This window comes from Parenemella sanctibonifatiensis (assembly GCF_002250565.1).
GTDB classification, from domain to species: Bacteria; Actinomycetota; Actinomycetes; order Propionibacteriales; family Propionibacteriaceae; genus Parenemella; species Parenemella sanctibonifatiensis.
In genome coordinates this window covers 470618-495744 of the sequence record NZ_NMVJ01000006.1, presented here as the reverse complement: position 1 = coordinate 495744, position 25127 = coordinate 470618, and the positions used below count along the sequence as shown (strand labels likewise).

Sequence of the window (25127 nt, the reverse complement as noted above, 5' to 3'; positions counted from 1 at the left end):
CGGGTGATCCCGACCCTGCCGACTCAGGTCGCAGCCAGCCGCTTCTTCTCGGTTTCGACGTCGAAGTCGGCCTCTGGCCAGCTCAGGTCCATCGCTTCCAAGTGCTCGCGCAGGAGCTGCGCGACGGCCCAGTTCCGGTACCACTTGCGGTCCGAGGGCACGATGAACCAGGGCGCCGCTTCGGTGTTGCACTGCTCGATGGCCTCCTCGTACGCCTCGACGTAGGCCGGCCACTGGGCGCGGGTGTCGATGTCGCCGGGGCTGTACTTCCAGTACTTGTCGGGCCGGTCAAGCCGCTCCGCCAGTCGCTCCTTCTGTTCGTCCGAAGAAATGTGCAGGAAGCACTTGATCACCGTGGTGCCTGATTCGATCAGCTTCGCCTCGAAGGCGTTGATCTCCTCGAAGCGGGGCCGCCATTCGGACTCCGGGACGAGCTCCAGGACGCGTACAGCCAGCACGTCCTCGTACTGGGAACGGTCGAACACACCGATCATGCCGGGCTCGGGCAGTGCCTTGCGGATCCGCCACAGGAAGTGGTGCGACAGCTCCTCCTTGGTGGGCTGCTTGAAGGCCCGCAGCGCGATCCCCTGGGGATCCACCAGGCCCATGGCGTGACGGATGACGCCACCCTTGCCGGAGGTGTCCAGACCCTGCAGGATCACCAGCACCGAGCGCGCGTCCGGTTCGTCGGCGCGGCCCGCGGCGTAGAGCTGCTCCTGCAGGTCGGACAAGCGCGGTGCCAGCTCGGCGACGATGTCGTCGACGTCCTTCTTGCCCTTGCCCGGATAGCCGGCTGTGCCACGGGGGTCGATGGTTGACAGATCGACCTTGCCCTGCGGGGCGCGCAGGAGTTCCCTGAGAGGCTCGGTCGGCTGCGCTTCATCACGATCAGATCCCATCGGCCCAGTCTGCCGCACCTGCGATGTCGCTCGCGCACCACCCTGTGACCCAGGTTGTTGGGGTCGCTGCGTCACCGCACCGATCGGTCAGCTGGCTCTCCACCGCCCCGGACCCACAGCCGCTACCCCCGATCAGCTGTGGGTCTCCGGCTCCGCGTCGATTTCTTCGCAAACAGCCGTACCTCGCTGGCGCAAGGTGGGTATGGGGCCACGTCGGCGACCTGCCGATCCCACTGGTGGCGATTGACCTGCTCCTTCTCGCCTTGGTGAGCGGTGTGACCGCCAGCGCGGGCGGCGCGAGTGGGGCAAACTGAACCAATGCCGTTCCCGTTGCAGCCCCCGATCAAGCCGATGCTCGCCAAGCCTGCGGCCCGGATTCCGGCCGACATGGCCTACGAGCCGAAGTGGGACGGCTTTCGTTGCCTGGTCTTCCGGGACCGTGATGACGTCGAGTTGTGGAGTCGGTCGGGCAAGCAGCTGACCCAGTACTTTCCTGAGCTGATCGAATCGCTGCTGGACAACACCCCGCACCGCTGCGTGCTCGACGGCGAGATCATCATCGTCGACGGCGACCGGCTCAACTTCGTCGCGCTGACCGAGCGGATCCATCCCGCGGCCTCCCGGATCGCCAAGCTGTCCGCTGAGATCCCCGCCTCGATGGTGGTCTGGGACGTGTTGGCACTGGACGACCGGTCGGTCATGGAGCTCCCTCACACCGAACGTCGCACGCTGCTGGAACGCGCCCTCAGCACTGCTGACGCGCCCATTCACCTCACTCCGATGACCACCGATCTCGAACTGGCCCAGCAGTGGTTCAACGAGTTCGAGGGCGCCGGCCTGGACGGCGTCATCGCCAAGCCACTGGACGGCACCTATCAGCCCAACGTCCGTGCCATGGTCAAGGTCAAGCATGGCCGGGAGGCTGACTGCGTTGTGGGGGCGTACAAACTCCACAAGAACTCCACCCCGCAACGGCCGCTGTTGGGCTCCCTGCAGCTGGGCCTCTACGACGCCGATGGTGACCTGGCTTGGGTGGGCGCGGCATCCGCCTTCCCCGAGAAGGTCCGTGCCGAGTTCGCCGCCAGCCTCGCCGAGATCACTCTCACCCCGGACAGCGAGGAATGGCAGCAGCATCCGTGGGCGCAGCCGCAACAGCCCGGCGGGGCCCGTCGTCCCGGCTCGGTGAGCCGCTGGACCACCGAGGTGAAGGAACTGCACCTGGTGCCGCCGGAGTTGGTGGTGGAGGTCGGCTACGACCAGATGGAGGGCACCCGCTTTCGGCACAACGGGCAGTTCCGTCGCTGGCGTCAGGACAAGCCGGCCCAAGACTGCACCTTTGACCAGCTCGAGGTGCCGGTGCGTTTCGACCTGGCCGAGCTGCTCGCCGACTGAGTGACAGGTGAACTGGCCCGCGCCGGCTGATCGGATAGAATTCCCTGCAGGGCCCGATCGGCCCGCGGACGAGGGAGCAGTACCCGCAACGCGACAAGACTGACTCGCAGGAGTTGTTGTCGCATGGACTGGGTCATTCTCGTCGTTTCCGGAGCATTCGAGGCGGTGTGGGCAGCGGCGCTGGGCGCCTCCCACGGCTTCACCAAATGGCGTCCCAGCGTCCTTTTTGCCGTCGCCCAGATCATCAGCATGGGCGGCTTGGCGTGGGCGATGCAGACCATCCCGACCGGTACCGCGTACGCCGTCTGGGTCGGCATCGGCGCGAGCCTCACCGTGCTGTGGGCCTTCGTGACCAAGCAGGAACGCCCCACCCTGATCCGCATCGGCTTGCTGGTGCTGCTGATCGGTTCCGTGGGCGGTCTCAAGGTGGTGAGCTGAGATGGCATGGGTGATTCTGCTGGCCAGCGCCGTCCTCGAGGCGGTCTGGGCCACTGCCATGGGAGCGTCGAACGGATTCACCGAACTGGTCCCCAGCATCGTCTTCTTTGTCGCCCTTGCTGGCAGCATGTGGGGCCTGGCCCATGCCGCCAGAACGATCCCGATTGGCACCGCGTACGCCGTCTGGTCCGGCGCGGGCGCCGCGCTCACGGTGGCGTACGCCGTGATCACCGGAACCGAGTCGCTGACCTGGGGCAAGGCGATCTTCCTGGTCGGCATCATCGGCGCAGTGGTCGGCCTCAAACTGGTCGGCGACAGCGAGCCCGAGCCAGCCGGGGCCGGGGACCCGGACGCCACCTGAGGCGGGGCCGGGTCAGCTCTCGGCCCGGTTGCCGTCCTCGTCCCAGTGCCCGGCGACCTTCTTGCTGGGCTGCACCCGGGGCGGTTCGCCGGGCATCTTGGGATGGTCGGGCGGGAAGTTCAACTCGCCGCCAGGCAGTTCCTGCCACAGCTTCAGTAGCGCCTCCAAGGAATGTTGCTGATCATCGATGTCGGCCCACGGGTCACCGTCGGTGAGAAAATCTGGCACCGTACGCAGGTGGAACTCGCGCGGGTCGGTGAGCTCGCCGAGCTGCTCCCACCGCAACGGCGTACTGACCGGGGCGCCGGGCCGGGGTCGCAGACTCCAGGCGCCGGCAACGGTCCGGTCCCGGAGGTTCTGGTTGAAGTCCACGAAGACGGCGGTGTCGGGGCGTTCCTCCTTCCACCAGTTCGTGGTGACCGCATCGTCGCGCTGCTCCAGTGCTCGGCCCAGCCCGATCGCGGCGTGGCGAACCTCCTCGAAACTCCACTTGGGCGCCAGTCGTAGATAGACGTGGATGCCGCGGTTGCCCGAGGTCTTGGCGAAGGCTTTCAGCCCGAGCTCGGCGAGCAGGTCCCGGGTCAGCAGCGCCACCCGGCGTACATCGGTGAAACTGGCCTGGGGCTGTGGGTCCAGATCGATGCGCAACTCATCTGGGTGCTCGACGTCCCCCGACCTGACCGCCCACGGGTGGAAGGTCAGCGTCCCCATGTGGGCCGCCCAGACTGCCGCGGCCGGTTCGGTGATGAGCAACTCGTCAATCGGTCGCCCGTTCGGCGTGGTGACCCGGGTCGTCTCCACCCAGTCCGGCGCTCCCTTGGGCAGGCGCTTGGAATAGAACCCGTCGCCCTGCTGCTGGCCGCCGGGACCGACGGTGAGCTTCATGCCCTCCCGCCAGCCGCCCGGCCATCGCTCCAGAGCGACTGGTCGATTCCCGTTGGCCTTCATGAAGGCCTCGCCGACGTCCGCGAAGAACTGACACACCTCAAGTTTGGTGACCTCGGGCGTACGCCCGGTGGCCTCGTAGACGACCCGATCCGGACTGGAGACGCGAACCTCCCGCTCGCCGACCTCGACCATCGCCGCTGGGGTCTTCGCCATGCGGTTCAACCTACCCGCCAGCTTGGGGGTCGGACTAGGGTTGGGGCATGCAAACTCGTCCCAGCATGAATCCGACGCCTGCGGCACCGAAGGTGGTCCGTACCGACGAGCAGTGGCGCGCCATGCTCGGCGACGACCTGTCGTATCAGGTGCTGCGCCACGGCGCGACCGAACGGCCCTTCACCGGGGAGTACAACGACACCACCACTGCCGGCGACTACAAGTGCCGCGGCTGTGGCGAGGTGCTGTTCACCAGTGAGGAGAAGTTCGCCTCCCACTGCGGCTGGCCGAGCTTCCACTCCCCCGCAGCCGAGGACAAGATCCGTTACGTGGAGGACAATTCGCTGCCGGGTCGGCCCCGCATCGAGGTCCGCTGCAGCAACTGCGACTCCCATCTCGGACATGTCTTCGAGGGTGAGGGCTACCCCACGCCGACTGACCTGCGCTATTGCATCAACTCGGTGAGCTTGGACCTCCACCAGAAGTGACGGCCCGGCCGCTCGGGTGAGTCGCTGCCGGTTTTTCGGTGGCTGGTTGCTTACGATCTTCGGGTGACCGCGAAGCCTACTGGCGCCCTGCCTCGAGAGTTCGATCGTGCCCTCGATGCGATGCGGTACGCCACTTGGCGACCTGAACTCGAGGTCGACGCGACCCCGCCACCGCAACGGATTGCACCCTATGCCTCGGCGATCAGCTGCGACATCGTGGTCGCCGACGAGGAACTCGGATCAGGCCGGTTCGTGCTGCTCCACGACCCGCAGGGCAACCCTGCTTGGGGCGGCACCTTTCGGTGCGTCACCTACGTCCGCGCCGACATCGAATCCGAACTCGCCGCCGACCCACTGCTGACCCAGGTCGGCTGGTCTTGGTTCGAGGACGCGTTGGCCTCCCACGGCGCTGAGTACGAAGCCCCCAGCGGGACCGTCACCTCGGTCGCCAGCGAATCCTTCGGGGGGCTGGCGGAGGAACCGCCCACCGCCGAGGTCGAGATCCGGGCCTCCTGGACCCCGCTGCTGGTCGACGGAGAAGGGCTGGACAACCATCTGCAGGCCTGGGGTGACCTGGCCTGCCACGTCGCCGGCCTGCCGCCGCTGCCGTCCGGAGTCGTGCCGCTTCAGGCACGTCGAGCGCGACGGTGACGGATCCCGAACTGCCACTGCTGACCGAGCCTGCTCGGCCGGTCGGTCCGGTCGTCACCACCGCCGAACAGTTGGCCGAGACCGCGGAGCTGCTCAGAGCTGACGCTGCCCTGCCCATCGGGATCGACACCGAACGTGCCCACGGCTATCGCTACTTCTCCCGTGCCTATCTGATCCAACTGCGCACCGCCAACGGCCCGGCCCGGCTGGTCGATCCGATCGCCTTCAACGACACCGAGCTGGAGCCGCTGCGCGAGGTCCTCAACCAACGCGAATGGATTCTGCACGCGGCCTCCCAGGACCTGCCCTGCCTGCTGGAGCGGGACCTGCGCCCGACCCGGGTGTGGGACACCGAAATGGGCGGCCGGCTCCTGGGTCTGCCGCGAGTCGGAATGGCGTCGCTCGCGGAGGTGTACGGCGGCGTACGGCTGAAGAAGGAACACTCGGCGGCCGATTGGTCCAGACGGCCACTGCCCGACAGCTGGCTGGCGTACGCCGCCCTTGACGTCGAACTGCTGCACACCTTCCTGGCGCAGGAAGCGGATGCACTGACCGGTGCGGGCAAGGCTGAGTGGTGGGCCCAGGAATGTCAGTACGAACTCGACGTCGCCGTCCCGCCTCGACAGTTGCCCGGTCCTGATGACTGGCGCCGCACCTCGGGGATGCATCAACTCCGCAAGCCCCGTCAGCTGGCGGCGGTCCGGGAGTTGTGGCTGGCCCGCGATGCGATCGCCCGAAAGCTGGACCGCTCCCCCAGCAAGATCCTGCCCGATCGGGCGATCTCTGCGGCGGCCGAACACCTCAGCCTGACCGGCCTCGCGGCGTACGAGAATCGTGGCGCCAAGCGGTGGCGGGCCAACTGGGAGGCGGCCCTGGCGAAGGCGCGCGACCTGGGCACCTCCCAGCTGCCACCTGTCCACGTCCCCAATCCGGGGCCGCCCCACCACCGCAACTGGGAACGGCGCGCACCCCGAGCCGCGCATCGCCTCGACGTCGCCAAGGCAGCCTTGACTGAGCTGTCCGAGCAGATCGAGGTGCCGCAGGAGAACATCCTTGCCCCCGATCTGTTGCGGCAGTTGATGTGGAAGCCGCCGGAGGATCTCGCAGTTGGTTTGGCTCAGCTCAACGCCCGACCTTGGCAGATCGAGTTGACCACCGAGCTGCTGGCTTCCGCAGTGCTGGCGGGGGAACGCTCCGGGCTGCCGGAGGTGGTCCGTAGTCGTCGGGGTCGCAGCTCCTGAGATGTCGACGCGGTACGGTGTCGCTCATGACTCACCCCAGTCCACTGTCGGACCAGAGCCTCCAGCAGGCCGCGAACGAGTTCAGCACCGTGATCCTGCCGTGGTGGTGGGAGAACGGCATTGACCGGGAACGTGGCGGCTTCTTCACCTGTTGGGACAACCGCGGCCAGCGCCTGGCCAGCGAGGACAAGTACACCTGGTCGCAGGGCCGCTTCGTGTGGCTGCTGTCCCGGGCCGCCAACCTGGCTCGCGAGGGCGTCCTTGACCTCGACGTGCCTGCCGACGACCTCATCGAGGCCGCCCAGCGCGGTGCTGAATTCGTCCTCAAGCATGCACTCCTCGACGACGACACCTGCCACTTCGCCGTCGCCGGCGACGGTACGCCGCTGGATCAGCCGCGCAGTGTGTATGCCGACCTCTTTGTGGTGATGGGCATGGCTGAACTCGGCGCCGCCACCCATGACGATCATTGGACCCGCAGCATCGTCGGGTTGGCGCGACGTGCCTCCCAGGAGATCTCCGAGGGCACGGCGCCGACTCCCCCGTACGCCGTGCCCGCCGGTCATCGCGCCTTCGGCCCGCAGATGATCCTGGCCAACACGGTCTGGGAGATCGCCTCCAGCCTGGAACGCCAGGGCCGGCAGCAGGGCGACGTGTTGCAGGGGCTGCGGCGCTGCGTGACCACCATGCTCGCCCACCGCCAGCCCAGCGGTGACTTCGCCGAACTGATGCCCACCGATCCGGCCGATCCGCTGGAAAGCTTGGTGGCGCGGCATCGGGTGCCCGGGCACGCGCTGGAAGGGTTGTGGGTGGCGCTGCTGTCCGATGAGCTGCTGGCCAGCCACGGGGCCGAACGCAGCAGCGGCCCCAGCACCGAGGAGATCCTGGACTCCATCGGGGTGCTGTGCGAGCAGGGCTGGGACCACGAGGTCGGCGGCCTGCTCCACTACGTCGACCGCGACGGCGGCGAGCCGCAGGGAACGACCGTCGGCACCGAGTACGAGTCGCTGGTGCAGCGGACCTGGGACACCAAGCTGTGGTGGATTCACACCGAGGCCAGCTATGTCACCGCCCTCGCGGCGCAGCGGCACGGCCACGAACTGTCGGCGCGCTGGCACCAGCGCATCTGGGACTACACGATGGAGACCTTCCCCGGTCGCGACCAAGGCGCGGAGTGGATCCAGATCCGCGAACGCGACGGCGAACCGTTGGACACCGTGGTCGCCCTGCCAGTCAAGGACCCCTTCCACATCAGCCGCAACCTGATGCAGCTGGCCGAACTGCGCGGCTCGGCCAGCTGATCAGACCTGATCCGGAGGACTCAGGAGAGCCGGGCGTACGCCTCGGGATCCACCTCGAACTGCAGCGGTTCGCCGGCGGCCCACCGCAGCACCTCGTCGACCATCGCTTCCCCCTGGGCAAACCGGGCCTGGCGGGTGGCGCCCGCGATGTGCGGCGTGAGGATGACGTTCGGCAGCCCGTAGAGCTTCGAGGACGACGGCAGCGGCTCCTCCGCGAACACGTCCAGCCCGGCGCGGAGCCGACCTGACACCAACTCCGCTTCCAGCGCCTCGTTGTCGATGACCGCCGCCCGGGCGGTGTTGACAACGATGCCGCGATCGGGCAGCGCCGCGAACTGGCGGGCGCCGACCATGCCGCGGGTGTCATCGGTGACCGGGGCGTGGATCGCGACCACGTCGCTGTTGGCGAACAGCTCATCGAAACCCACCAGGCGTACGCCGAGTTCGGCTGCCTGGTCGGCCTCCCAGTAGGGGTCGTAGGCGACGATCTGCTCGGCACCCAGACCGTGCAGCATCTTTGCGTGCCAGACCCCGACCCGCGACAGCCCCACCAGGCCGTGACGGACCGTGGCGATGTCGTCGCCGTACTCGGGCGTACGTGAGGCCTTGTAGTCGCGGCTGGTCTGCATCTGCCGGTCATAGGAGTGCAGGTGACGCAACAGCATCAACTCCAGGGACAGCGCCACCTCGGCGACCGCCTTGGCCATCGGGTCACTGCCGGCTTGGCTCAGGCGTACGCCGCTGGTCAGCACCTCGGCCGGAATGATGGTGCGAAAGGACCCGGCCGTGTGGACCAGCAGCCGCAACTTGGAGCCGATCAGGTCCTGGTTGGCGGGCGTACCCCAGCCGGTGATCGCGACGTCGAACCGGTCCGCGGTCCCCTCGGGAAGTTCGCGGATCGGCCCGGGGCCGGCGTACCAGACCTCGGTGGCGGCTTCGAGACGCTGCCGCGCTTGCGGGGTCAGCAGCACCTCGAGGGTGGCATCGGGGATGGCGACGAGAACGCTCGTCATGACGTGCTCCTGACGGTGAGAGTGTCGGTCAGCCACTGGTACATCGCCGCCAGAGCGGGCTCATGCGGGGTGTGGCCGTTGTTGTGGATCAGGTGGCCAGGCAGCCAGTCCGACCCGGTGTGAGTCCGTCCCAACTCGGCGGTGCTGTCGACCAGTGCGGCATTCTGTACGCCGTCCGAGTCGCCACCGCCGACGACCAGCAGTGGCCTGGGGGCCACCAGGGCCGCCAGCGCATCCAGGTCGGCGGGCAGTTCGGTGTCACCGACGTACCAGGGGTCGCGCCAGTTGGAGTGGGCCAAACCCAGGCCCGGCTCATGGCTGACCACCGCGTCCACGCGGGGATCGAGGGCACCCCAGAACAGCGACAACTTGCCGCCCAAGGAATGCCCGAAACTTGCCGTGGGGAGCTCTGTCAGTTCACCGCAGGCGTCCATGGCCAGCTCCAGATCCGCCAGCGCCCGGCCCAAGGCGGTGCCGTTGCCGGTGCCGATCCAGTCGGTGGCGATCTCGCCGTACTGGTCGGACAGACCGCCGGTGCGGCCCTGCGCAGTGGCAATGGTGCAGGCCCACCACGGCACCACCAGCACCTCGAAACCGCGTTCGGTCAGGTGGGTGCCCCACTGGCGCCGTTGTCGACCGACCTCGTCGAGGCGGGTGGTGCGCGGCGACGGGTCGCCGTAGACCGAGGCGACGGCGTAGAACGGGATGACGATGCGGCCTCGCGCCGGACCGGCCGGGGCACGCCACTCACACACCGACTCCAGCCCCCACGAGTTGATCGTGAGGGTGGCTCGGTCATCGCCGGTCCGGGACCAGCTCCAGCTGGCGTCGGGGTCGGCGATGATGCCCAGCGCGTCGCGCCACTGCTGACGGGCTTGCTCGATGGTCATGCTCAGTTCGCCTGCCAGCGACGGGTCTCGCCGTCGTGCTCGGCGGAATCGGCCGCCAGCAGGGTCACCTCGGTGGCGAGCAGGCTGGCGGCGGTCCCGATCTCGGGCTCGGTGCCCGCGGCAAGCGCGTCGAAGAAGTACTTCGCCTGCCGCGGCGGGTCACCGGGCAGTTCGACCTCGCGCCAGTCGGAGTCATGGGTGGCGACATGGAGGGTGCTGTAGGCCCAGTCGACATCGGCCGAGCCGAGCTCACCGACGACCCGCATCCGGTAGTGGCCATGGATCTGGGCGGCCTCCGGTGAGAGCCAGTTGGCTTCCAGGCTCGCGGTGGCGGCACCGGCGCGGAGCAGGACATTGGTGTGGTCCTGGAAGCCCGGGTCGGCCTGGCGTACCTGTCCGGCGACCGCGGACACGACGCCCTCAGTCGCACCGGTCAGCCACAGCACCATGTCGACGTCGTGGATCGGCAGGTCGGCGGTGATGGAGCCGTAGCCCTCGGGCGACATGAACCAGTCGGGTCGGTTCTCCCGGCGCAGCTTGTGCGGGCCGGAGGTGTCGAACTGGACCAACTCGCCCAACTCGCCGGAGTCGACGATCTCCTTGAGCGCGCGGGTGGTGGCGTACGCCCGCTTCTCGAACATCAGCGAGACGTGCTTGCCGGACTTCTCGGCGGCTTCCTTGAGCCGCGTGAACTCCGCGAGGTTGGTGCTGATCGGCTTGTCGGCCAGCACATGGGCGCCCGCCTCCAGCGCTCGGATCGCCTCATCGGTACGCCGGGTGTACACGCCGGCGATCACCACCACATCGGCGCCACCGACCTGCTCCAGCAGCGCCCCGAGATCATCGGCGACCGGGACGTCGCCGATCCGGTCCCGGTAGGGCGCCAGCAGCTCAGGATCGGCTTCGGCGACGCCCACCAGCTCGGCGTCGTCACGAGCGTCGAGCTCGTCCAGGGCGTAGGTGACGTGGCCGTGCGCGGTGCCGGCGATGACGGTACGGATGGTCATGGGTGCTCCTTCAGGGTGATGCGGTGGCCGGTCTCGGCCGAGTCGTACATGGCTGTCATGAGTTGAACGGTGCGCCAGCCGGATTCGGCGTCCAGCAGCGGCGCCGTGCCGCCGTCGATCGCCGCCAGAACGTCACGCCACTGGGCGGCGTGGCTGGTGTAACCGATGGCACTCGGGTCGCTGGCACCCGAGGGCGGGCCCTTGGCGACCTCGGGGCGGTCGACACCGTCGATGCTCCAGTCGGCGATGCCCTCCTGGTCGATCCTGACCGTGCCCTTGCTGGTGCGCAGGATCAGTTCGGCTGGCTCACCGGGATAGGTGGCGGTGGAGGTGATGATCACGCCCAGGGCGCCGGAGCCGTCGGGGCCGGCGAGCTCGACATTGGCCACCGTGGTGTCCTCGGTGGGCATGTCGTGGCCCAGCGTGGCGTACATCGCCTGGACCGACCGGCTCGGGCCGACCAGCCATTCGAGCAGGTCGATGTTGTGGACGCCCTGATTCATCAGGGAGCCGCCGCCGAGCTCCTGGTGGACGCGCCACGGGGCGCTGGCGTAGTAGGCGTCGTCCCGCCACCAGTGCAGGAAGCTCTCCGCGAGGATGAGGCGGCCCAGGTCGCCGTTGTCGAGCATCGACTTGATCTTCTGGTGGACCGGTTCGAAGCGGCGCTGCGAGACCGGGCTCACCACCAGGTTGCGCGCTGCGGCCTCGGCGACGATCTCCTCGGCTTCGCCAGCGTCCAGAGCCATCGGCTTCTCGACGACGACGTGCTTGCCGGCCCGTAGCGCGGCCAGGGTCAGCGCGCCGTGGGAGTCACTGGGCGTACAGATCGCCACGACCGACACGTCGGGGTCGACCACGATCTCCTCGGTGCTGAGCTTGCGGGCGTCGGGCCAGTGCGGGCTCCCCGCGCCCCGGCTGCTGGCGGTCGCCACGACCTCGGCGGGTGCGGCGTCAGGCCCGGACTGGTCCGCGATCAGACGCAAAGCCCCTGCGTGCAGATCACCTCCCGGGCCGACGCCGATGAGCCCGACTCGGTGGGGCTGGCTGGCCACCATCCGTTCTCCTCCACTGGTTGCTGTCAATCGGTCCAACACCCGGTAGCAATCGCTTGCTGTACTGCTAGGGTGAGGCCATGGCCCGCGGGCCGGCAACGCCGAAGTTGCGCTGTCGCCCCCACCACCACGGTGATGGGCCATACGTCAGTCACACTACAGCAAGGGATTTCTACCGTGACCTCCATCGGACTGATCGGCATCGAGAACAGCCACGTCGACCACTTCATTCGCTTCCTCAACACCGAGGAGCGTTTCCCGGGGTATCGCGCCACCACGCTGGTCGGCGGAGAACCGGAGCGCCGCGACAAGCTCGCCGCGGACGGCAACATTGACCAGTTCGTCGAGAACCCTGCCGACCTGATCGGCAAGGTTGACGCCGCGATCATCTCCACCCGTGACGGCAGCAAGCACGCCGAGCAGGCGATCCCGCTGCTCGAGGCTGGCATCCCGGTCCTGGTCGACAAGCCGCTGGCCGCCAGCGTTGCCGATGCGGAGGCAATGGTCGCCGCCGCCAAGAAGGGCAACACCATCATCCTGTCGGCTTCGGCGCTGCGCGCCGTCGACGAGGTGGCCGAGCTGAAGAAGGCCAAGGAGACCGTCGGCGAGATCCAGGCCGTCCACGTCGCCGGCCCGGCCGACCCCAACTCCGAGTACGCCGGCCTCAGCTTCTATGGCATCCACGAGATCGAGGCTGCGCTGGAACTGACCAACGAGGGCGACTTCGAGTCGGTTGACGTCCGCCGCAGCGCCAATGGCGTCCAGGCTGCCACCAAGCTCGGCGACATCCTCACCACGATTCACTTCATCACCAAGGACGAGCAGGGCCAGATCGGCTTCTTCGCCTCGGTCGTGGGCAGCCACGGACTGGTCCACAGCCAGCTCAACCTGACCAAGGACTACAACTTCCCGCTGCTGGACCTCTTCGTGAAGAGCATCGAGCAGGGCTCTTCGGTGTTCTCCGAGGAGAAGATGCTGCGCGCGGTGCGCCTCCTGCAGGCGATCACCGACCAGCTCTGAGCTGACGGCGTACGCCACGGCCCGGTCCCCTCGGGGGCCGGGCCGTGTGCGTACGTGTGGTGCCGCGACTCCCCTCACCTGCCGGCGCTCGCGGCGTACGCGGACATCAGCGTCGGCCCCGGTTCGGCCGGCGCTTGCGGCGCACAGCGCTCACCCGAACCTGCACCGAGGTCCGGGACCGTGCGATAACAGCGGTAACTTCGCCTGGGTTGCTCCTGACTGGCAAAACGGGCCGAATCACCGTCGTTTCTGCACGCCTCACCCCGGCGTTCTGCCTGACGGAGACCACCCGGGTGCGCTCACCGACCATGCCGGACAACACCGCGTCGGTACTGACAACACTGCGTCGGTACGGACAACACTTCCGACCGGATGGACAACACTTCGCTCTGGTGCAGGCGGCGGCGATTCGGCGAGCCTTGCTGGATGGACGCCGAACTGCACCGCTTGCTCGAGCGCAACCAGGTGATCAGCTGCCCAGCCGACTCACCGATGCGCGGGCGGGTCGCCCGCGCCGTGGCGGCCGGTGGGCTGGTCCGGTTGCTGCCGTCCGTGTACGCCGCGGCGGGCTCTGAGGACCTTCTCGATGTACGCCGAGCAGCCGCGCTGGCGTGGCGTCCCGATGCCGTCATCGTCGGTGATGCGGCCGCCCAGCTCACCTTTTGGCCCGACCTTCCCGTGACGTCGGTGGAGGTTGCCTGCCCGCGGGCGTGGCGCCAGTCGTGGCCGGGCTACTCGATCCAACGAGCGAGCGTCCCGAGGCTGTGGGTCGGCCAGGGCCGAGTCGCCAACCCGATCTGGGCCGCGCTGGACCTGATTCCTCGCCACGGCGCGGAGGCGTACTACGCGCTTCGTCGAAGCGGATGGGTGGAGCCCGCCGCGGTGGATCGGGCGCTGGCCGCGCACCATGGGCGTACGGGGTCCCCGGCAATGCGGGCGGTGGTGAAGGCGAACGCCTGGTCCGAGGCCGAGGCTCGCGCCCACGTTCTCCTGCGCGAGGCGGGCGTGAAGGGGTGGAAAGCCAACCCCGAGATCTGGGTGAGCGGTCGGCGCTACTTCCCCGATCTCCTCTTCCGACGGCGGCGGGTCGCTGTCGAAGTGGAGGGACTGGCGTACCACGGCGCACCCATGGAGTTCGGCGACATGCTGCGGCGCAGCCGGGAGCTGACCTTGGCGGGTTACACCGTCCTGCACTTCACCTGGCATGACATTGTCGCCACCCCGAAGCGCACGGTGGCACAGGTGCGAGCTGCACTCGGCCAACGTGAGTAGGACGCGTACCCGTGCAGAAACGACGGTAACTCCGACTGTTGTGCACGTCAGACGCAAACCGGTCGAAGTTACCGTCGTTATCGCACGCTTTGGCCGGAACGGGTGGCTCCGGCCGGACGGCTGGGCCGCCGCCCTCAGGTGAGCGGCTGACCCGCTCGGACCACCTGCTGGACCTGCCAGTCCTCGGAGAAGAGCACCAGGTCTGCCACGGCCCCGACCTCGAGCCGGCCCCGGTCGTGGGCACCGACCAGGTCAGCGGGCTGGGAGGTCGCCAGCGGCAGGATCTCGGTCAGTGAGTAGGGCGTGCTGGTGGTGATCCATTCCAGACACTGGGCCAGGCAAGCACCCGACCCGGCGAGCCCGGGACGACCGACCAGTTTGATGGCGCCGTCGGCGGTCACCTCGACCTCGCCGCCCACCGGAGTCTGGTAGATCCCCGGCTCAACTCCCGCCAGTGTGGCCGCGTCACTGACCAGATAGCTGCGCTCCAGACCCTTGGCGCGCAGCATCGCGACAAAGGCATCCGCCGGCAGGTGGTGCCCGTCGCCGATGAAGCCGGCGTGCAGCCGGTCCTCGGCAAGCTGGGACCAGATCTGGTTCGGATGGCGTGGCAGTTCAGGCTGGATGCCGTTGCCCAGATGGGTGCACATGGTGGCGCCGGCATCGGCAGCGGCGTGGATGTCCTCGGGCGAGGCATCGCAGTGCCCGACCGAGATCCGTACGCCGGCCTTGGTCGCCGCCTCGATGTACGCCCCGGTGCCGGGGCGCTCCGGTGCCAACGTCACCCAGCGCAGCAGCCCCTCGGCGGCCTCGATCCACTCGGCCAGTTCGGCCGGATCCGGGTCGTGCATCACGGTGCCGTTGTGGGCACCGACCGCGCCGGGCACGGTCGACAGGTAGGGCCCCTCGACGTGGATGCCGAGCACCGACGCTGCCACCACCGGATCCTCCCGGACCGCCCGGGCCACGCCCGTCAGCGAGGCCACGATCGACTCGTGGGTCGCGGTGATCACGGTCGGACAACTCGAGGTGGTGCCCCGGGCCGCCAGCGCATCGACGTAGGACCGCATGGTCGCGGTGTCCAGGTCGACGGCGTTGACATCGAAACCGGCGTACCCGTTGACCTGGATGTCGACCAGTCCGGGCAGCAGCAGTCCTTCGGCGGCATCGGAGCTGGCCTCGATCGAGGTGATCCGGTCCCCGTCCCAGCTGACGGTCGCGGTGCTGCCGTCGGCCAAGCGGCCGGTCAGCTGACTCATGCCTGCTCCAGCAGCGAGGCGGCGTCCGCGTCGAGGTAGATCCGGGCGTCGGGGTGACGCTGCAGCACGCTGGCGGGCAGGTCGGTGGTGACCGGACCGGTCACGGCAGCCTTGACGGCCTCGGCCTTGAAGGTGCCCTTCACCGTGCACACCACCGAGCCGGCGCCGACCAGCGCCGGGACGGTCAGGCTGAGCGCCTCGGTCGGCACCTCGGAGAGGTTGGCGAAGCATTCGTCCTCGACCTGCTGGATCCGGGATGCCTCATCCATGGTGATGCGGCGGACCAGTTCGGTGGTCTCGAAGTCGGCGTCGCCGGGCTCGTTGAAGGCGATGTGACCGTTCATGCCGATGCCCATGCAGCACAGATCGATCGGTGCTTGGCCCAGCAGCTCGGAGTAGCGGGCGATCTCGGCCTGCGCGCGGGCCGGATCGGCGGCCTGGAGGCGCTCAAAGCTTCCCAGCCCGAGGTGACCGATCCGGTCCACCAGCCACTGGCCGAAGGCCTGCGGATGCTCGGCTGGCAGCCCGATGTACTCATCCATGTGAAAGGCGTCGACCTTGCTCCAGTCGATGCCCTCGGCGGCGATCAGGGTGTCCAGCATCTCCTGCTGGGAGGGCGCCGAGGCAAAGATCACCCGGGCTCGACCGCGTTCGGCGATCGCGGCCCGGATCACCTCCGCGGCCCGTTCGCCGGCAGCGGCACCGGTCTGCGCCGCATCAGCGTTGATGATGACGTTCGTGTTGCCCTCGGTCATGGGACCAAGCCTCCCCACAGTCTGCTGCCGTCGGGCAGCAAGCGATTACTTTAGGGGCAACCCTAGCGGGTTTGGCTGGGCACCTCAGCCGCGGGCACGGCGGCGGGGTCCAATGCCAGCAGCGCCTCCGTGATCGACCGGGCGACCGCTTCGGGGGTCAGCCCGCAGGCCGCCAGGACCTCGTCGCGGGATCCGTGTGCCCAGAAATCCTTCGGTACGCCGAAGTTGCGGACCGGAGCCGAAACCCCGGCATCGGCACACAGTTGCGCCACTCCGCTGCCGAGGCCACCCTCGATCAGGCCATCCTCGATGGTGGCGACCAACTGACGGCCGCGGGCCAGTTCCACCAGCGCCGGGTTGTGCGGCAAGGCCCACACCGGGTCGACCACGGTTGCCGCGATCCCCTGGTGGCTGAGCTGCTCGGCGACGGCCAGGCCAATCTGTACGCCGGGTCCGTACGCCACGATCAGCACCGGGTCGGTGGTGCTGTCGCGCCGCATCACGTCAACGCCGTCGACGGAGCTGACCGCGGGCAGATCCTCTGGGACGGAGTACTTCCCGTAGCGGAGCGCGGTTGGTCGATCCTGGACGTCGACCGCGCGGGCGAGGGCCTCCTCAAGCCGCCGCTCGTCGCGCGGGGCGGCAAGCTCCAGACCCGGCACCATCGCCAACAGCGAGCAGTCCCACATGCCGTGGTGGCTGGGACCGTCGGGTCCGGTGACACCAGCCCGGTCAAAGGCAAACGTGACGCCGGCGTGGTGCAGGCCGACATCCATCAGTAGCTGGTCGAAGCCGCGGTTGAGGAAGGTCGAGTACAGGGCCACCACCGGGTGCAGGCCTTGGGCGGCCATCCCGGCAGCCATCGTGATGGCGTGCTGCTCGGCAATGCCGACATCGAAGGTCCGCGACGGGAAAGCCGCTTGGAAGGGGGCCAGCCCGGTCGGGTGGATCATCGCGGCGCTGATCGCGACCAACTCGGGCCGATCCGACGCCAGGCGTACCAGCTGGTTGCCGAAGATCCCGGTCCAACTGCGGTCGCTGCTGGGGCTCAATGGCTCGCCGGTGATGGCGTCGATCTTGCCGACGGCGTGGAAGTTGTCCTCTTCATGCTCCTCGGCAGCGGGGAAGCCCATCCCCTTGCGGGTGATGCAGTGAACGATGACCGGTCCGTCAAAGCTCTTCGCCTGCAGCATCGCCCGCTCGACGGCGAGCACGTCATGGCCATCCACCGGGCCGAGGTACTTCACACCCAGATCGCCGAACAGGCCCTGCGGCGAGAGCACGTCCTTCAGTCCACTCTTGACGCCGTGCAACACGTCGTAGAGAGGGCCGCCGACGATCGGGGTGGCAGACAGGCTGCGCTTGACGACGTCCAGCACCTGTTCGTAGCGCCGATCGGTGCGCAGCGAGCTGAGTTGGTCGGCAATGCCACCGACTGTGGGTGTGTAGGAACGGCCGTTGTCATTGACGACGACCACCAGTCGCAGGTCGTCGGCGACCGCAATGTTGTTCATCGCTTCCCAGGCCATGCCGCCGGTCAGCGACCCGTCCCCCACCACCGCGACCACGATGCCGTCCTCGTGGCGCAGCTGCTTGGCGCGGGCCATTCCGTACGCCCACGACAACGCGGCGGAGGCATGGGAGTTCTCCACCCAGTCATGTTCGGACTCGTCCCGTGCCGGGTAGCCCGACAGCCCATCGGCCTGGCGCAGGCCCGAGAACTGGTCGCGGCGGCCCGTCAGCAGCTTGTGTACGTAGCTCTGGTGACCGGTGTCGAAGACGATCGGATCGGTCGGTGAGTCGAACACCCGGTGCAGGGCGATGGTCAACTCGACCACGCCCAGGTTGGGGCCCAGATGGCCGCCGGTGCGGCTGACGTTGGTGACGAGGAAGGTTCTGATCTGACGAGCCAAGGTCTCCAACTCGGTACGGCTCAACCGTCGCAGGTCCTGCGGTCGGTTGGTGGACTCGAGAAGTGACATGCCGGCGATTGTATTGCCAGCCGGACCCATCGCAATGATGCCCCGGTCGCGGGTCGCTCAGACCGTGGTCGATTCGTTGGCCTCGGCGTCGGCCTGGCCGGCGACCGATGTGGGTCGATCCACGGCCACGGTGAGGACCGCGGCCACCCCGGTCAGCGTCAGCGCCCACCAGGTCAGGCCGAGTTCGGCGTACCGGTGCCAACCGCCCACCAGCAGCATCGCCGCAACACTGCCGATCCCGATCGCCACCAGTGGCAGCACCCGGACCAACCACCACGCCCGAGGCAGGTCATGGCGTCGGCCGACCTCACCGGCGTACGCCCACACTGCCATCGCGCCCAGCCCCAGGACCGGGAAGTAGTGGTGCCAGGACGTCTTCACGAGCCAGCTGACCGCCACGGTGAGCAGCACCACTGGCATCGCCAACCGGACCGCGACCGGTCGCCGCAACGCCCGCCAGACCGTCGCCAACAACACCGCTGCACCTCCCCAGCAGATCAGCTGGACGAGAATCTCCGGCAGTCCGGGCGCCCACCTGGTCAGCATCGAAGCCGTCGACTGGGCATTGGCGACAGCTTCCGGGGCGATGGTGTCGGGATCCCAGCTCTGGTTGCGCAGTCGCCGCAGCACCGCCAGGTCGAAACCGACCCAGCCGGCCGGGGTGAGCACAACCGAGGGGATCACCACGCCCAGCACCGCGGCGCCGGCGACGCAACCGGCCAAGGTCGACCAGCTCCGCCTGAGGAGATAGGGCCAGGCGAACAGGGCCGGATAGATCTTGATCACCGCCGGTACGGCGAGCACCGCGCCGGCCCAGAACCGGTGCCAGGACCAGCCGCGGCTGGGGGCCGCCGCGGACGAGGTACTGGCGCGCCACAGCAGCCAGCTGACCAGCACGCCCAGACAGATCAACGGGCCGACCTGTCCCCACTTCACGGCGTGCAGCACGGGAAAACTGGTGGCGGTGACCACCGTGGCGGCGACCGCGTATCCGCGTGGCAGCCACCAGCGCGCGGCGACCACGACCAACGCGGCCAGGCTGCCGAGGACGCCGGCTCCCCACAGCCACGCCGCCACCGTCTCGGGGAGCTGCGCAAAGGGCACGAGCCACACCGCCATCGCGGCCGGGTAGATGTAGCCGTACGCCGGCTGCCTTGTGGTCAGCAGTTCCTGACCCATCGGGTAGTAGTAGTCCCGGAAATCGGTCCAGGCCACCGGGGTGTGGTCGATCGCCGCCAGGAAACTGTCGTAACTTCCCCACAGGAGTGCGTACGCTGCCAGCACCAGTGCCAGCCAGGCGAGGCAGGCCAGCACTGTCCCCCATCGCGACGAGCGTGTACCGACGATCACCCGGCTGAGCCTAGTGCGTGGGGCGTGCTGCGGAATCGCACAAACTCGCGGCGGTGACCTTGTGTCGCTCGGACAACACGGAGGCGGCTGGGAGTGAGAGAGTCAGATGTTGTGACCATGACCACCATTGCGATCGTGAACCGCGGCGAACCCGCCATGCGCCTCATCCATGCGGTGAGGGACCGCAACGCCTCATTGGTGTGGGAGGGGCAGGACCCGATCCGGACCGTGGCGCTCTACACCGACGTGGATGCTGGGGCGGCCTTCGTGCGGGAAGCCGACGAGACCTTCCTGCTCGGACCGGCCGTCGAGCGGCCCTATCTCAATCTGGCCCGGCTGGAGGAGGCGCTGGTCGCCACCGGCGCCGATGCCGCCTGGGTGGGCTGGGGTTTCGTGGCCGAGGACCCGGCCTTCGCGGAGCTGTGTGACCGACTCGGGGTGACCTTCCTGGGCCCCAGTGCGGAGGCGATGCGTCGACTCGGCGACAAGATCGGCTCCAAACTGCTGGCGGAAGAGGCCGGCGTTCCGGTGGCGCCGTGGAGTCGCGGCCCGGTGGACACCGTCGAGGAAGCCGTCGAGCAGGCCGATCGAATCGGCTATCCGTTGATGCTCAAGGCCAGCGCCGGTGGCGGCGGGCGTGGCATCCGACGGATCGAGAACTCCGATGAGCTGCGCGAGGTCTACCAGCGCACCTGTGACGAGGCGGAACGCGCATTCGGCAGCGGCACCGTCTTCCTGGAGAAGCTGGTCAGTGGCGCCCGGCACGTCGAGGTGCAGTTGATCGCCGATGGTCAGGGCACCGCGTGGGCGGTCGGCGTACGCGACTGCTCGGTGCAGCGTCGCAACCAGAAAGTGGTCGAAGAATCGGCCTCTCCGCTGTTGTCGAGCACCCAGACCGATGAGTTGAAGGCAGCCGCGGAGAGGCTCGCGCTGCTGGTCGACTATCGCGGCGCCGGCACGGTCGAGTTTCTCTATCAGCCCGAGACCGACACCTTCGCCTTCCTCGAGGTCAACACTCGGTTGCAGGTCGAGCACCCGGTGACCGAACTGGTCACCGGGCTGGACCTGGTCGGGCTGCAGCTGCGGATCGGTGCCGGCGAGAGGCTCGTCGGTGAGCGGCCTGTTGAGCGCGGGCATGCAGTGGAGGTACGCCTCAACGCCGAGGACCCCGACCACGGCTTTGCGCCGGCGCCGGGTCGTATCGAGCGGCTGGAGCTCCCGGCCGGTCCGGGCATCCGGGTCGACACCGGAGTTGCCGAGGGCGACACCATCCCGGCCGACTTCGACTCGATGATCGCCAAGATCATCGCGCACGGCGCCACCCGCGATGAGGCGATGGCCCGGCTGCGTCGGGCGCTGGTCGAGACGACCGCAGTGATCGAGGGTGGCGCGACCAACAAGAGCTTCGCCCTGGCGCTGCTGGACCGCCCCGAGGTGCTGCGCGGTGAACCGGCTTGGGCCGACACCAACTGGATCGACCGCCAGATCGCCGAGGGCGATCTGGTCGTCGACGGTGGCGCCGGCGTGGCGCTCGTCAGCGCTGCCATCGAGATCTACCAGGAGCACGAGGCCGCCGATCGGGCACAGTTCCTGGCGACGGCCCGGGGTGGTCGTCCGCAACTCCAGCACGAGGCTGCCCGCAAGGTCGAGCTCAAGCTGCGAGGCGCCGCCTACACCTTGCTGGTGAGCCGGATCGGGCCGCAGCGGTATCGGGTCACTCCCGAGGACGGTGCCCCGGTGGAGGCGCACCTGCACCGCATCGACGAGCTTCACGCCCGGCTTCGAGTGGCCGGCACGACCCATCGGATTGTCATCGCCAACCACGGTCCGGTGCTGCTGGTCGAGGTCGACGAGGTCAGCCACCGGGTGGGCCGGGACGAGGGTGGCGTGATCCGTTCCAGCGCCCCTGCGTTGGTGGTCGGTACGCCAGCCAAGGTGGGTGACAGTGTCGCCGCCGGTTCGCCGGTGGTGGTGCTCGAGTCGATGAAGATGGAAATGGTCATCAGCTCGCCGGTGTCCGGTCGGGTGAAGGAACTGTTGGTACGCACCGGCACCCAGGTTGGCCCCGGTGAGCCGCTGGTCCGCATCGAGCCGGACGAGGACGAGCCGGCCGCCATTGCCGAGAGTGCCCAGGTCACGCTCCCCCACGACGAGGTCGCCGAGCGTACGCCGGCCGACCGTGCCCGCCATGCGATCGGCGTCCTGCGGGACCTCGTGGTCGGCTTTGATGCCCCCGCAGGAGAGGTCCGTCGGCTGCTGGCCGATTGGGCTGCCGGCCGCGCGGAGCTCGCCGCCGAGGGCGTGGACACCTTCGCCCTCGAAACCGATCTGATCGAGACTTTCGCCGATCTGGCCGAACTGACTCGCAATCGTCCCGCCGGCGAGGAGCTGCGCACGGAACTGCGGGTGCACAGTGCTCGGGAGTACTTCCACACCTACCTTCAGACCTTGGATCCGGATCGGGGCAACCTGCCCGACCACTTCCGGACCAAGCTGATGCGCGTGTTGGCTCACTTCGGCATCGATGACCTCGAGCGGACCCCGGAACTGGAACAGGCCGTGTTCCGGATCTTCTTCGCCCAGACCACCGGCACCGACCTGGAGATCGTCATCGGGCTGCTGCAGGAATGGGCCTCGCTGTCCGCTCCGGTGGCCGATGAGGATCGCGCCCGGGACCTGCTGGAGCGACTGGTGAGCATCACCGAACGCCGCTTCCCGGTGATCGGAGATCTGGCGCGGTCGGTCCGGTTCGTCTGGTTCGACCAGGCCGCGGTCGACCGGGAACGCGAGCAGGTGCTGGCAGGCGTGGCCGATGAACTGGCCGCGCTCGCCGGCGCCGACCCCGAGAACAGTTCGGCCGGCAATGCGCGCCTGGCGGCGCTGGTTGCGATCCCGGAGGAGTTGGTCGGGTTCCTCCGGCCGCGCATCGATGCCGGGATCACGGCGTACGAACCCCTGACCGATGTGCTGGTACGCCGACACTACGGCGATCATGACCTGACCGACGTGGTCCACATTTCCGGCGATCCCGCCGCGGGCCTGTGGCCCCAGGTCCGCGCCGAATATCGCACCGAACCCCACGGCCAGTCGCGCGTGGTGTCCACCATCGGGAGGCGCGATGACCTGCTGGTGGGCAGCGTGCTGGACCTGTCGGTGACCAGCGAACTGTCCAACGACCACGGCAACGTGCTCGACCTGCACCTGGACTGGCCGGAGCCCCCCGCCGAGCCGGGCGCCGTGGCCGACGAGTTGCTGGCAGCGCTGACGCCGATGGAACTGACCGGTTTCGTCCGCCGCATCACCGTGTGTGTCGGCACCGCCGATGGCCGTCGCCCCCTGGTGTTTACGTTCCGCCACGCTGGCGGCGAGCTGAACGCCGGGTTGGTGGAGGACGAGCTGGTACGCGGCGTACACCCGATGGTGGCGCGCGGGCTGAACCTGTGGCGGCTTACGGAGTTCGAGCTGACCCGGTTGTCGGCACCCGGTGATGTCCTGCTGTACGAGGCGGTGGCCCGCTCCAACCCCGACGACCGTCGTCTGGTGGCGATGGCGCAGGTGCAGCAGATGTCGGTGGTACGCGATGCCGAGGGCACCGTCACCTCCCTGCCGCATGCCGAGCGTGCCGTGCTGCACTGTCTGGAGGCGATCCGCCGCACCCGCATCGCGCGGGGTCGGGCCGCATCCCAGATCGTCCGCAACCACGTGTGGATCACCGTGGTGCCCGTGTTGGACGCCGAAGTGGCCCAGCTGACCTCGCTGCAGGACAAGATCCGGCCGCTCACCGACGGCACCGGCATCGAGGAAGTGCTCGCCCAGGGGCGGGTGCGCGACGGCGCCGGCCAGATTCATCCGGCCGCGATCCGATTCCGTGCCCGGCCCGGCGGCGGCACTCGAGCCGACCTCATCGCTCGCCCGACCGAGGCCCTGCAGCCGGTCGACGGGTACGCCTCGAAGGTGGCGCGGGCCCAGCGGCGAGGACTGGCCTATCCGTACGAGTTGGTCGGTGCGCTCACGCGTGGCGGCGAGTTCACCGAGTACGACCTGGACGAGACGACCGGTCGACTCGAACCGGTCGAGCGGCCCTACGGCGAGAACACCGCCGGCATCATCGCCGCGGTCGTCACGACGCCCACTGAGTTGTATCCCGAGGGGATCCGACGGGTCGTCATCAGCGGTGACCCGACGATGGCGCTGGGAGCGTTGGCGGAGCCGGAATCACGCCGGGTCATCGCCGCCCTGGATCTGGCCGAGGAGCTTGGCGTACCACTGGAGTGGTACGCAGTCTCCAGCGGTGCCCGGGTGTCCATGGACAGCGGCACCGAGAACATGGACTGGGTCGCCGCAGCGCTCAAGCGGATCGTCGAATTCACCCAGGCTGGCCACGAGATCAACATCGTCGTCGCGGGCATCACCGTGGGTGCGCAGCCCTACTGGAATGCCGAAGCGACCATGCTGATGCACACCAAGGGCATCCTGGTGATGACCCCGGAGAGCGCCATGGTGCTGACCGGTAAGCAGTCCCTGGACTTCTCCGGTGGGGTGTCGGCCGAGGACAATCACGGCATCGGTGGCTACGACCGAGTGATGGGGCCCAACGGCCAGGCGCAGTACTGGGCGGCAGACCTGTCCGGCGCGATCGACGTGGTGCTGAGCCATTACGACCATTCCTGGATCGCTCCGGGTGAGACCGGTCCACGTCGAGCCGTGACCGCAGATCCGTGCGATCGCGATGTCAGTGACTTCCCGCACCAGGGGGACGAGTTCGCGACCGTGGGACAGATCTTTTCTGCGGAGCACAACCCGGACCGCAAGCGCCCCTTCGACATTCGTTCGGTGATGCGGGCGGTGGCCGACGCCGACCACGAGTTGCTGGAGCGGTGGGCAGGTCAGGCCGAGGCCGACACGGCCGTGGTGGCCGACACCCGGCTCGGCGGACACGCGGTGACGCTGATCGGCATCGAGTCCAAGCCCGTCAGCCGTCGTGGCTATCCGCCGACCGACGGCCCGGACACCTTCACAGCGGGCACCCTTTTCCCGCAGTCATCCAAGAAGGTCGCGCGCGCCATCAATGCGGCCTCGGGCAACAGGCCGGTCGTGGTGCTGGCGAATCTGTCCGGTTTCGACGGCTCCCCGGAATCGATGCGCAACCTGCAGCTCGAGTACGGTGCCGAGATCGGGCGCGCCATCGTCAACTTCGACGGTCCGGTCGTGTTCTGCGTGATCTCGCGCTATCACGGCGGCGCCTTCGTGGTGTTCTCCAAGCGTCTGAATCCGAATCTGGCCGTGTTGGCAGTCGAGGGCTCGTACGCCTCTGTGCTCGGTGGCGCACCGGCAGCGGCGGTGGTGTTCGCTGCCGAGGTCGCCAAGCGGGCCGCCCGGGACCCGCGCGTCTCGGAGTTGGAGCAGCGGATTCAGGCCACCCCCGAGGAGGAGCGTCCCGCGCTCACTCTCGAACTGGCCGAGCTGCGGGCCGGGCTGCGCGCGGAGAAGATCAGCGAGGTGGCCACCGAGTTCGATGCCATCCACAGCATCGAGCGGGCTGTGCAGGTCGGATCGGTGGACCGGGTCATCAGTGCCGCCCAGTTGCGGCCGGCGATCATCGGGGCGATCGAGGAAAAGCTGTCGCGCAGCCGGGAGGCCGGGGCGTAGTCTCTC

Annotated in this window: 20 protein-coding genes and 1 riboswitch; of the genes, 10 read left to right on the top strand and 10 right to left on the bottom strand. The window is 68.4% G+C overall.

What is annotated here, in order from left to right; genetic code table 11:
* Positions 1–23: 23 nt before the first annotated feature.
* Entirely contained in the window at positions 24–899 is an 876-nt protein-coding gene (locus CGZ91_RS06800) for a PPK2 family polyphosphate kinase (RefSeq protein WP_094453655.1), read from the bottom strand.
* 318 nt (positions 900–1217) lie between these two features.
* Between CGZ91_RS06800 and CGZ91_RS06795 the strand changes: the two genes are divergently transcribed.
* From CGZ91_RS06795 to CGZ91_RS06785, 3 genes are all read left to right on the top strand, one after another.
* On the top strand, positions 1218–2291 hold the full coding sequence (locus CGZ91_RS06795; protein WP_094453653.1) for an ATP-dependent DNA ligase: 1074 nt from the start codon (positions 1218–1220) through the stop codon (positions 2289–2291).
* Between the two features lie 46 nt (positions 2292–2337).
* Positions 2338–2400: riboswitch (guanidine-III (ykkC-III) riboswitch) on the top strand.
* Positions 2401–2414: 14 nt separating this feature from the next.
* Complete coding sequence (locus CGZ91_RS06790) at positions 2415–2729, top strand: DMT family transporter (RefSeq protein ID WP_094453651.1); 315 nt, start codon at positions 2415–2417, stop codon at positions 2727–2729.
* 1 nt (position 2730) lies between these two features.
* Positions 2731–3090 carry a DMT family transporter gene (locus tag CGZ91_RS06785; RefSeq protein ID WP_094453649.1) on the top strand — a complete coding sequence of 120 codons (360 nt, stop codon included), beginning with the start codon at positions 2731–2733 and terminating at the stop codon, positions 3088–3090.
* Positions 3091–3102: 12 nt separating this feature from the next.
* Here CGZ91_RS06785 and CGZ91_RS06780 read toward each other — a convergent pair whose 3' ends face one another.
* Positions 3103–4191: a DNA polymerase domain-containing protein gene (locus CGZ91_RS06780; RefSeq protein WP_094453647.1), complete on the bottom strand. Its 1089-nt coding sequence runs from the start codon at positions 4189–4191 to the stop codon at positions 3103–3105.
* A gap of 47 nt (positions 4192–4238) precedes the next feature.
* On the opposite strand from CGZ91_RS06780, the gene msrB reads away from it, so the two are divergent.
* The 4 genes from msrB (at position 4239) to CGZ91_RS06760 (ending at position 7872) form a co-directional block, all read left to right on the top strand.
* Positions 4239–4679 carry a peptide-methionine (R)-S-oxide reductase MsrB gene (gene msrB, locus CGZ91_RS06775; RefSeq protein WP_229116477.1) on the top strand — a complete coding sequence of 147 codons (441 nt, stop codon included), beginning with the start codon at positions 4239–4241 and terminating at the stop codon, positions 4677–4679.
* 63 nt (positions 4680–4742) lie between these two features.
* On the top strand, positions 4743–5330 hold the full coding sequence (locus CGZ91_RS06770; protein ID WP_094450978.1) for a DUF3000 domain-containing protein: 588 nt from the start codon (positions 4743–4745) through the stop codon (positions 5328–5330).
* The gene (locus CGZ91_RS06765; RefSeq protein ID WP_094453643.1) at positions 5327–6571 is read left to right on the top strand and encodes an HRDC domain-containing protein; all 1245 of its coding nucleotides are present in this window, start codon (positions 5327–5329) and stop codon (positions 6569–6571) included. Before CGZ91_RS06770 ends, CGZ91_RS06765 begins: the two co-directional genes overlap by 4 nt.
* Positions 6572–6597: 26 nt before the next feature.
* The gene (locus CGZ91_RS06760; RefSeq protein WP_094453641.1) at positions 6598–7872 is read left to right on the top strand and encodes an AGE family epimerase/isomerase; all 1275 of its coding nucleotides are present in this window, start codon (positions 6598–6600) and stop codon (positions 7870–7872) included.
* A gap of 20 nt (positions 7873–7892) precedes the next feature.
* On the opposite strand, the gene CGZ91_RS06755 is transcribed toward CGZ91_RS06760, so the two are convergent.
* Genes CGZ91_RS06755 through CGZ91_RS06740 form a run of 4 tightly spaced genes read right to left on the bottom strand, consistent with a single transcriptional unit; the run spans position 7893 to position 11837 of the window.
* Complete coding sequence (locus CGZ91_RS06755; RefSeq protein ID WP_094453639.1) at positions 7893–8885, bottom strand: hydroxyacid dehydrogenase; 993 nt, start codon at positions 8883–8885, stop codon at positions 7893–7895.
* The gene (locus CGZ91_RS06750) at positions 8882–9775 is read right to left on the bottom strand and encodes an alpha/beta hydrolase (RefSeq protein WP_094453637.1); all 894 of its coding nucleotides are present in this window, start codon (positions 9773–9775) and stop codon (positions 8882–8884) included. The genes CGZ91_RS06755 and CGZ91_RS06750 overlap by 4 nt, the downstream gene beginning before the upstream one ends.
* 2 nt (positions 9776–9777) lie before the next feature.
* Positions 9778–10782 (bottom strand): Gfo/Idh/MocA family protein, encoded by a 1005-nt coding sequence (locus CGZ91_RS06745; protein ID WP_094453635.1) that lies wholly within the window; start codon positions 10780–10782, stop codon positions 9778–9780.
* The gene (locus CGZ91_RS06740; RefSeq protein ID WP_179229254.1) at positions 10779–11837 is read right to left on the bottom strand and encodes a Gfo/Idh/MocA family protein; all 1059 of its coding nucleotides are present in this window, start codon (positions 11835–11837) and stop codon (positions 10779–10781) included. Before CGZ91_RS06740 ends, CGZ91_RS06745 begins: the two co-directional genes overlap by 4 nt.
* A gap of 174 nt (positions 11838–12011) precedes the next feature.
* Here CGZ91_RS06740 and CGZ91_RS06735 point away from each other — a divergent pair, with 174 nt between their 5' ends.
* Entirely contained in the window at positions 12012–12854 is an 843-nt protein-coding gene (locus tag CGZ91_RS06735) for a Gfo/Idh/MocA family oxidoreductase (RefSeq protein WP_179229253.1), read from the top strand.
* 426 nt (positions 12855–13280) lie between these two features.
* On the top strand, positions 13281–14126 hold the full coding sequence (locus CGZ91_RS06730) for an endonuclease domain-containing protein (protein ID WP_179229252.1): 846 nt from the start codon (positions 13281–13283) through the stop codon (positions 14124–14126).
* A 134-nt stretch (positions 14127–14260) separates the two neighbouring features.
* Here CGZ91_RS06730 and CGZ91_RS06725 read toward each other — a convergent pair whose 3' ends face one another.
* From CGZ91_RS06725 to CGZ91_RS06710, 4 genes are all read right to left on the bottom strand, one after another.
* Entirely contained in the window at positions 14261–15385 is a 1125-nt protein-coding gene (locus tag CGZ91_RS06725; RefSeq protein WP_094453627.1) for an N-acetylglucosamine-6-phosphate deacetylase, read from the bottom strand.
* Positions 15382–16140: a 6-phosphogluconolactonase gene (locus CGZ91_RS06720; RefSeq protein ID WP_094453625.1), complete on the bottom strand. Its 759-nt coding sequence runs from the start codon at positions 16138–16140 to the stop codon at positions 15382–15384. Before CGZ91_RS06720 ends, CGZ91_RS06725 begins: the two co-directional genes overlap by 4 nt.
* Positions 16141–16202: 62 nt before the next feature.
* Entirely contained in the window at positions 16203–18122 is a 1920-nt protein-coding gene (dxs, locus tag CGZ91_RS06715; RefSeq protein WP_094453623.1) for a 1-deoxy-D-xylulose-5-phosphate synthase, read from the bottom strand.
* Between the two features lie 57 nt (positions 18123–18179).
* Positions 18180–19472, bottom strand: a complete 1293-nt coding sequence (locus tag CGZ91_RS06710; RefSeq protein ID WP_144276822.1) for a glycosyltransferase family 87 protein — start codon at positions 19470–19472, stop codon at positions 18180–18182.
* A gap of 117 nt (positions 19473–19589) precedes the next feature.
* Here CGZ91_RS06710 and CGZ91_RS06705 point away from each other — a divergent pair, with 117 nt between their 5' ends.
* Complete coding sequence (locus tag CGZ91_RS06705; protein ID WP_094453619.1) at positions 19590–25121, top strand: ATP-binding protein; 5532 nt, start codon at positions 19590–19592, stop codon at positions 25119–25121.
* The last annotated feature ends 6 nt before the right edge of the window (positions 25122–25127 follow it).

Excerpts from the sequence above, each read along its gene's own strand:
- CGZ91_RS06800 (WP_094453655.1), bottom strand. The coding sequence starts at position 899 with ATGGGATCTGATCGTGATGAAGCGCAGCCGACCGAGCCTCTCAGGGAA.
- CGZ91_RS06795 (WP_094453653.1), top strand. The coding sequence starts at position 1,218 with ATGCCGTTCCCGTTGCAGCCCCCGATCAAGCCGATGCTCGCCAAGCCT.
- CGZ91_RS06790 (WP_094453651.1), top strand. The coding sequence starts at position 2,415 with ATGGACTGGGTCATTCTCGTCGTTTCCGGAGCATTCGAGGCGGTGTGG.
- CGZ91_RS06785 (WP_094453649.1), top strand. The coding sequence starts at position 2,731 with ATGGCATGGGTGATTCTGCTGGCCAGCGCCGTCCTCGAGGCGGTCTGG.
- CGZ91_RS06780 (WP_094453647.1), bottom strand. The coding sequence starts at position 4,191 with ATGGCGAAGACCCCAGCGGCGATGGTCGAGGTCGGCGAGCGGGAGGTT.
- msrB (WP_229116477.1), top strand. The coding sequence starts at position 4,239 with ATGCAAACTCGTCCCAGCATGAATCCGACGCCTGCGGCACCGAAGGTG.
- CGZ91_RS06760 (WP_094453641.1), top strand. The coding sequence starts at position 6,598 with ATGACTCACCCCAGTCCACTGTCGGACCAGAGCCTCCAGCAGGCCGCG.
- CGZ91_RS06755 (WP_094453639.1), bottom strand. The coding sequence starts at position 8,885 with ATGACGAGCGTTCTCGTCGCCATCCCCGATGCCACCCTCGAGGTGCTG.
- CGZ91_RS06750 (WP_094453637.1), bottom strand. The coding sequence starts at position 9,775 with ATGACCATCGAGCAAGCCCGTCAGCAGTGGCGCGACGCGCTGGGCATC.
- CGZ91_RS06745 (WP_094453635.1), bottom strand. The coding sequence starts at position 10,782 with ATGACCATCCGTACCGTCATCGCCGGCACCGCGCACGGCCACGTCACC.
- CGZ91_RS06740 (WP_179229254.1), bottom strand. The coding sequence starts at position 11,837 with ATGGTGGCCAGCCAGCCCCACCGAGTCGGGCTCATCGGCGTCGGCCCG.
- CGZ91_RS06730 (WP_179229252.1), top strand. The coding sequence starts at position 13,281 with ATGGACGCCGAACTGCACCGCTTGCTCGAGCGCAACCAGGTGATCAGC.
- CGZ91_RS06725 (WP_094453627.1), bottom strand. The coding sequence starts at position 15,385 with ATGAGTCAGCTGACCGGCCGCTTGGCCGACGGCAGCACCGCGACCGTC.
- CGZ91_RS06720 (WP_094453625.1), bottom strand. The coding sequence starts at position 16,140 with ATGACCGAGGGCAACACGAACGTCATCATCAACGCTGATGCGGCGCAG.
- dxs (WP_094453623.1), bottom strand. The coding sequence starts at position 18,122 with ATGTCACTTCTCGAGTCCACCAACCGACCGCAGGACCTGCGACGGTTG.
- CGZ91_RS06705 (WP_094453619.1), top strand. The coding sequence starts at position 19,590 with ATGACCACCATTGCGATCGTGAACCGCGGCGAACCCGCCATGCGCCTC.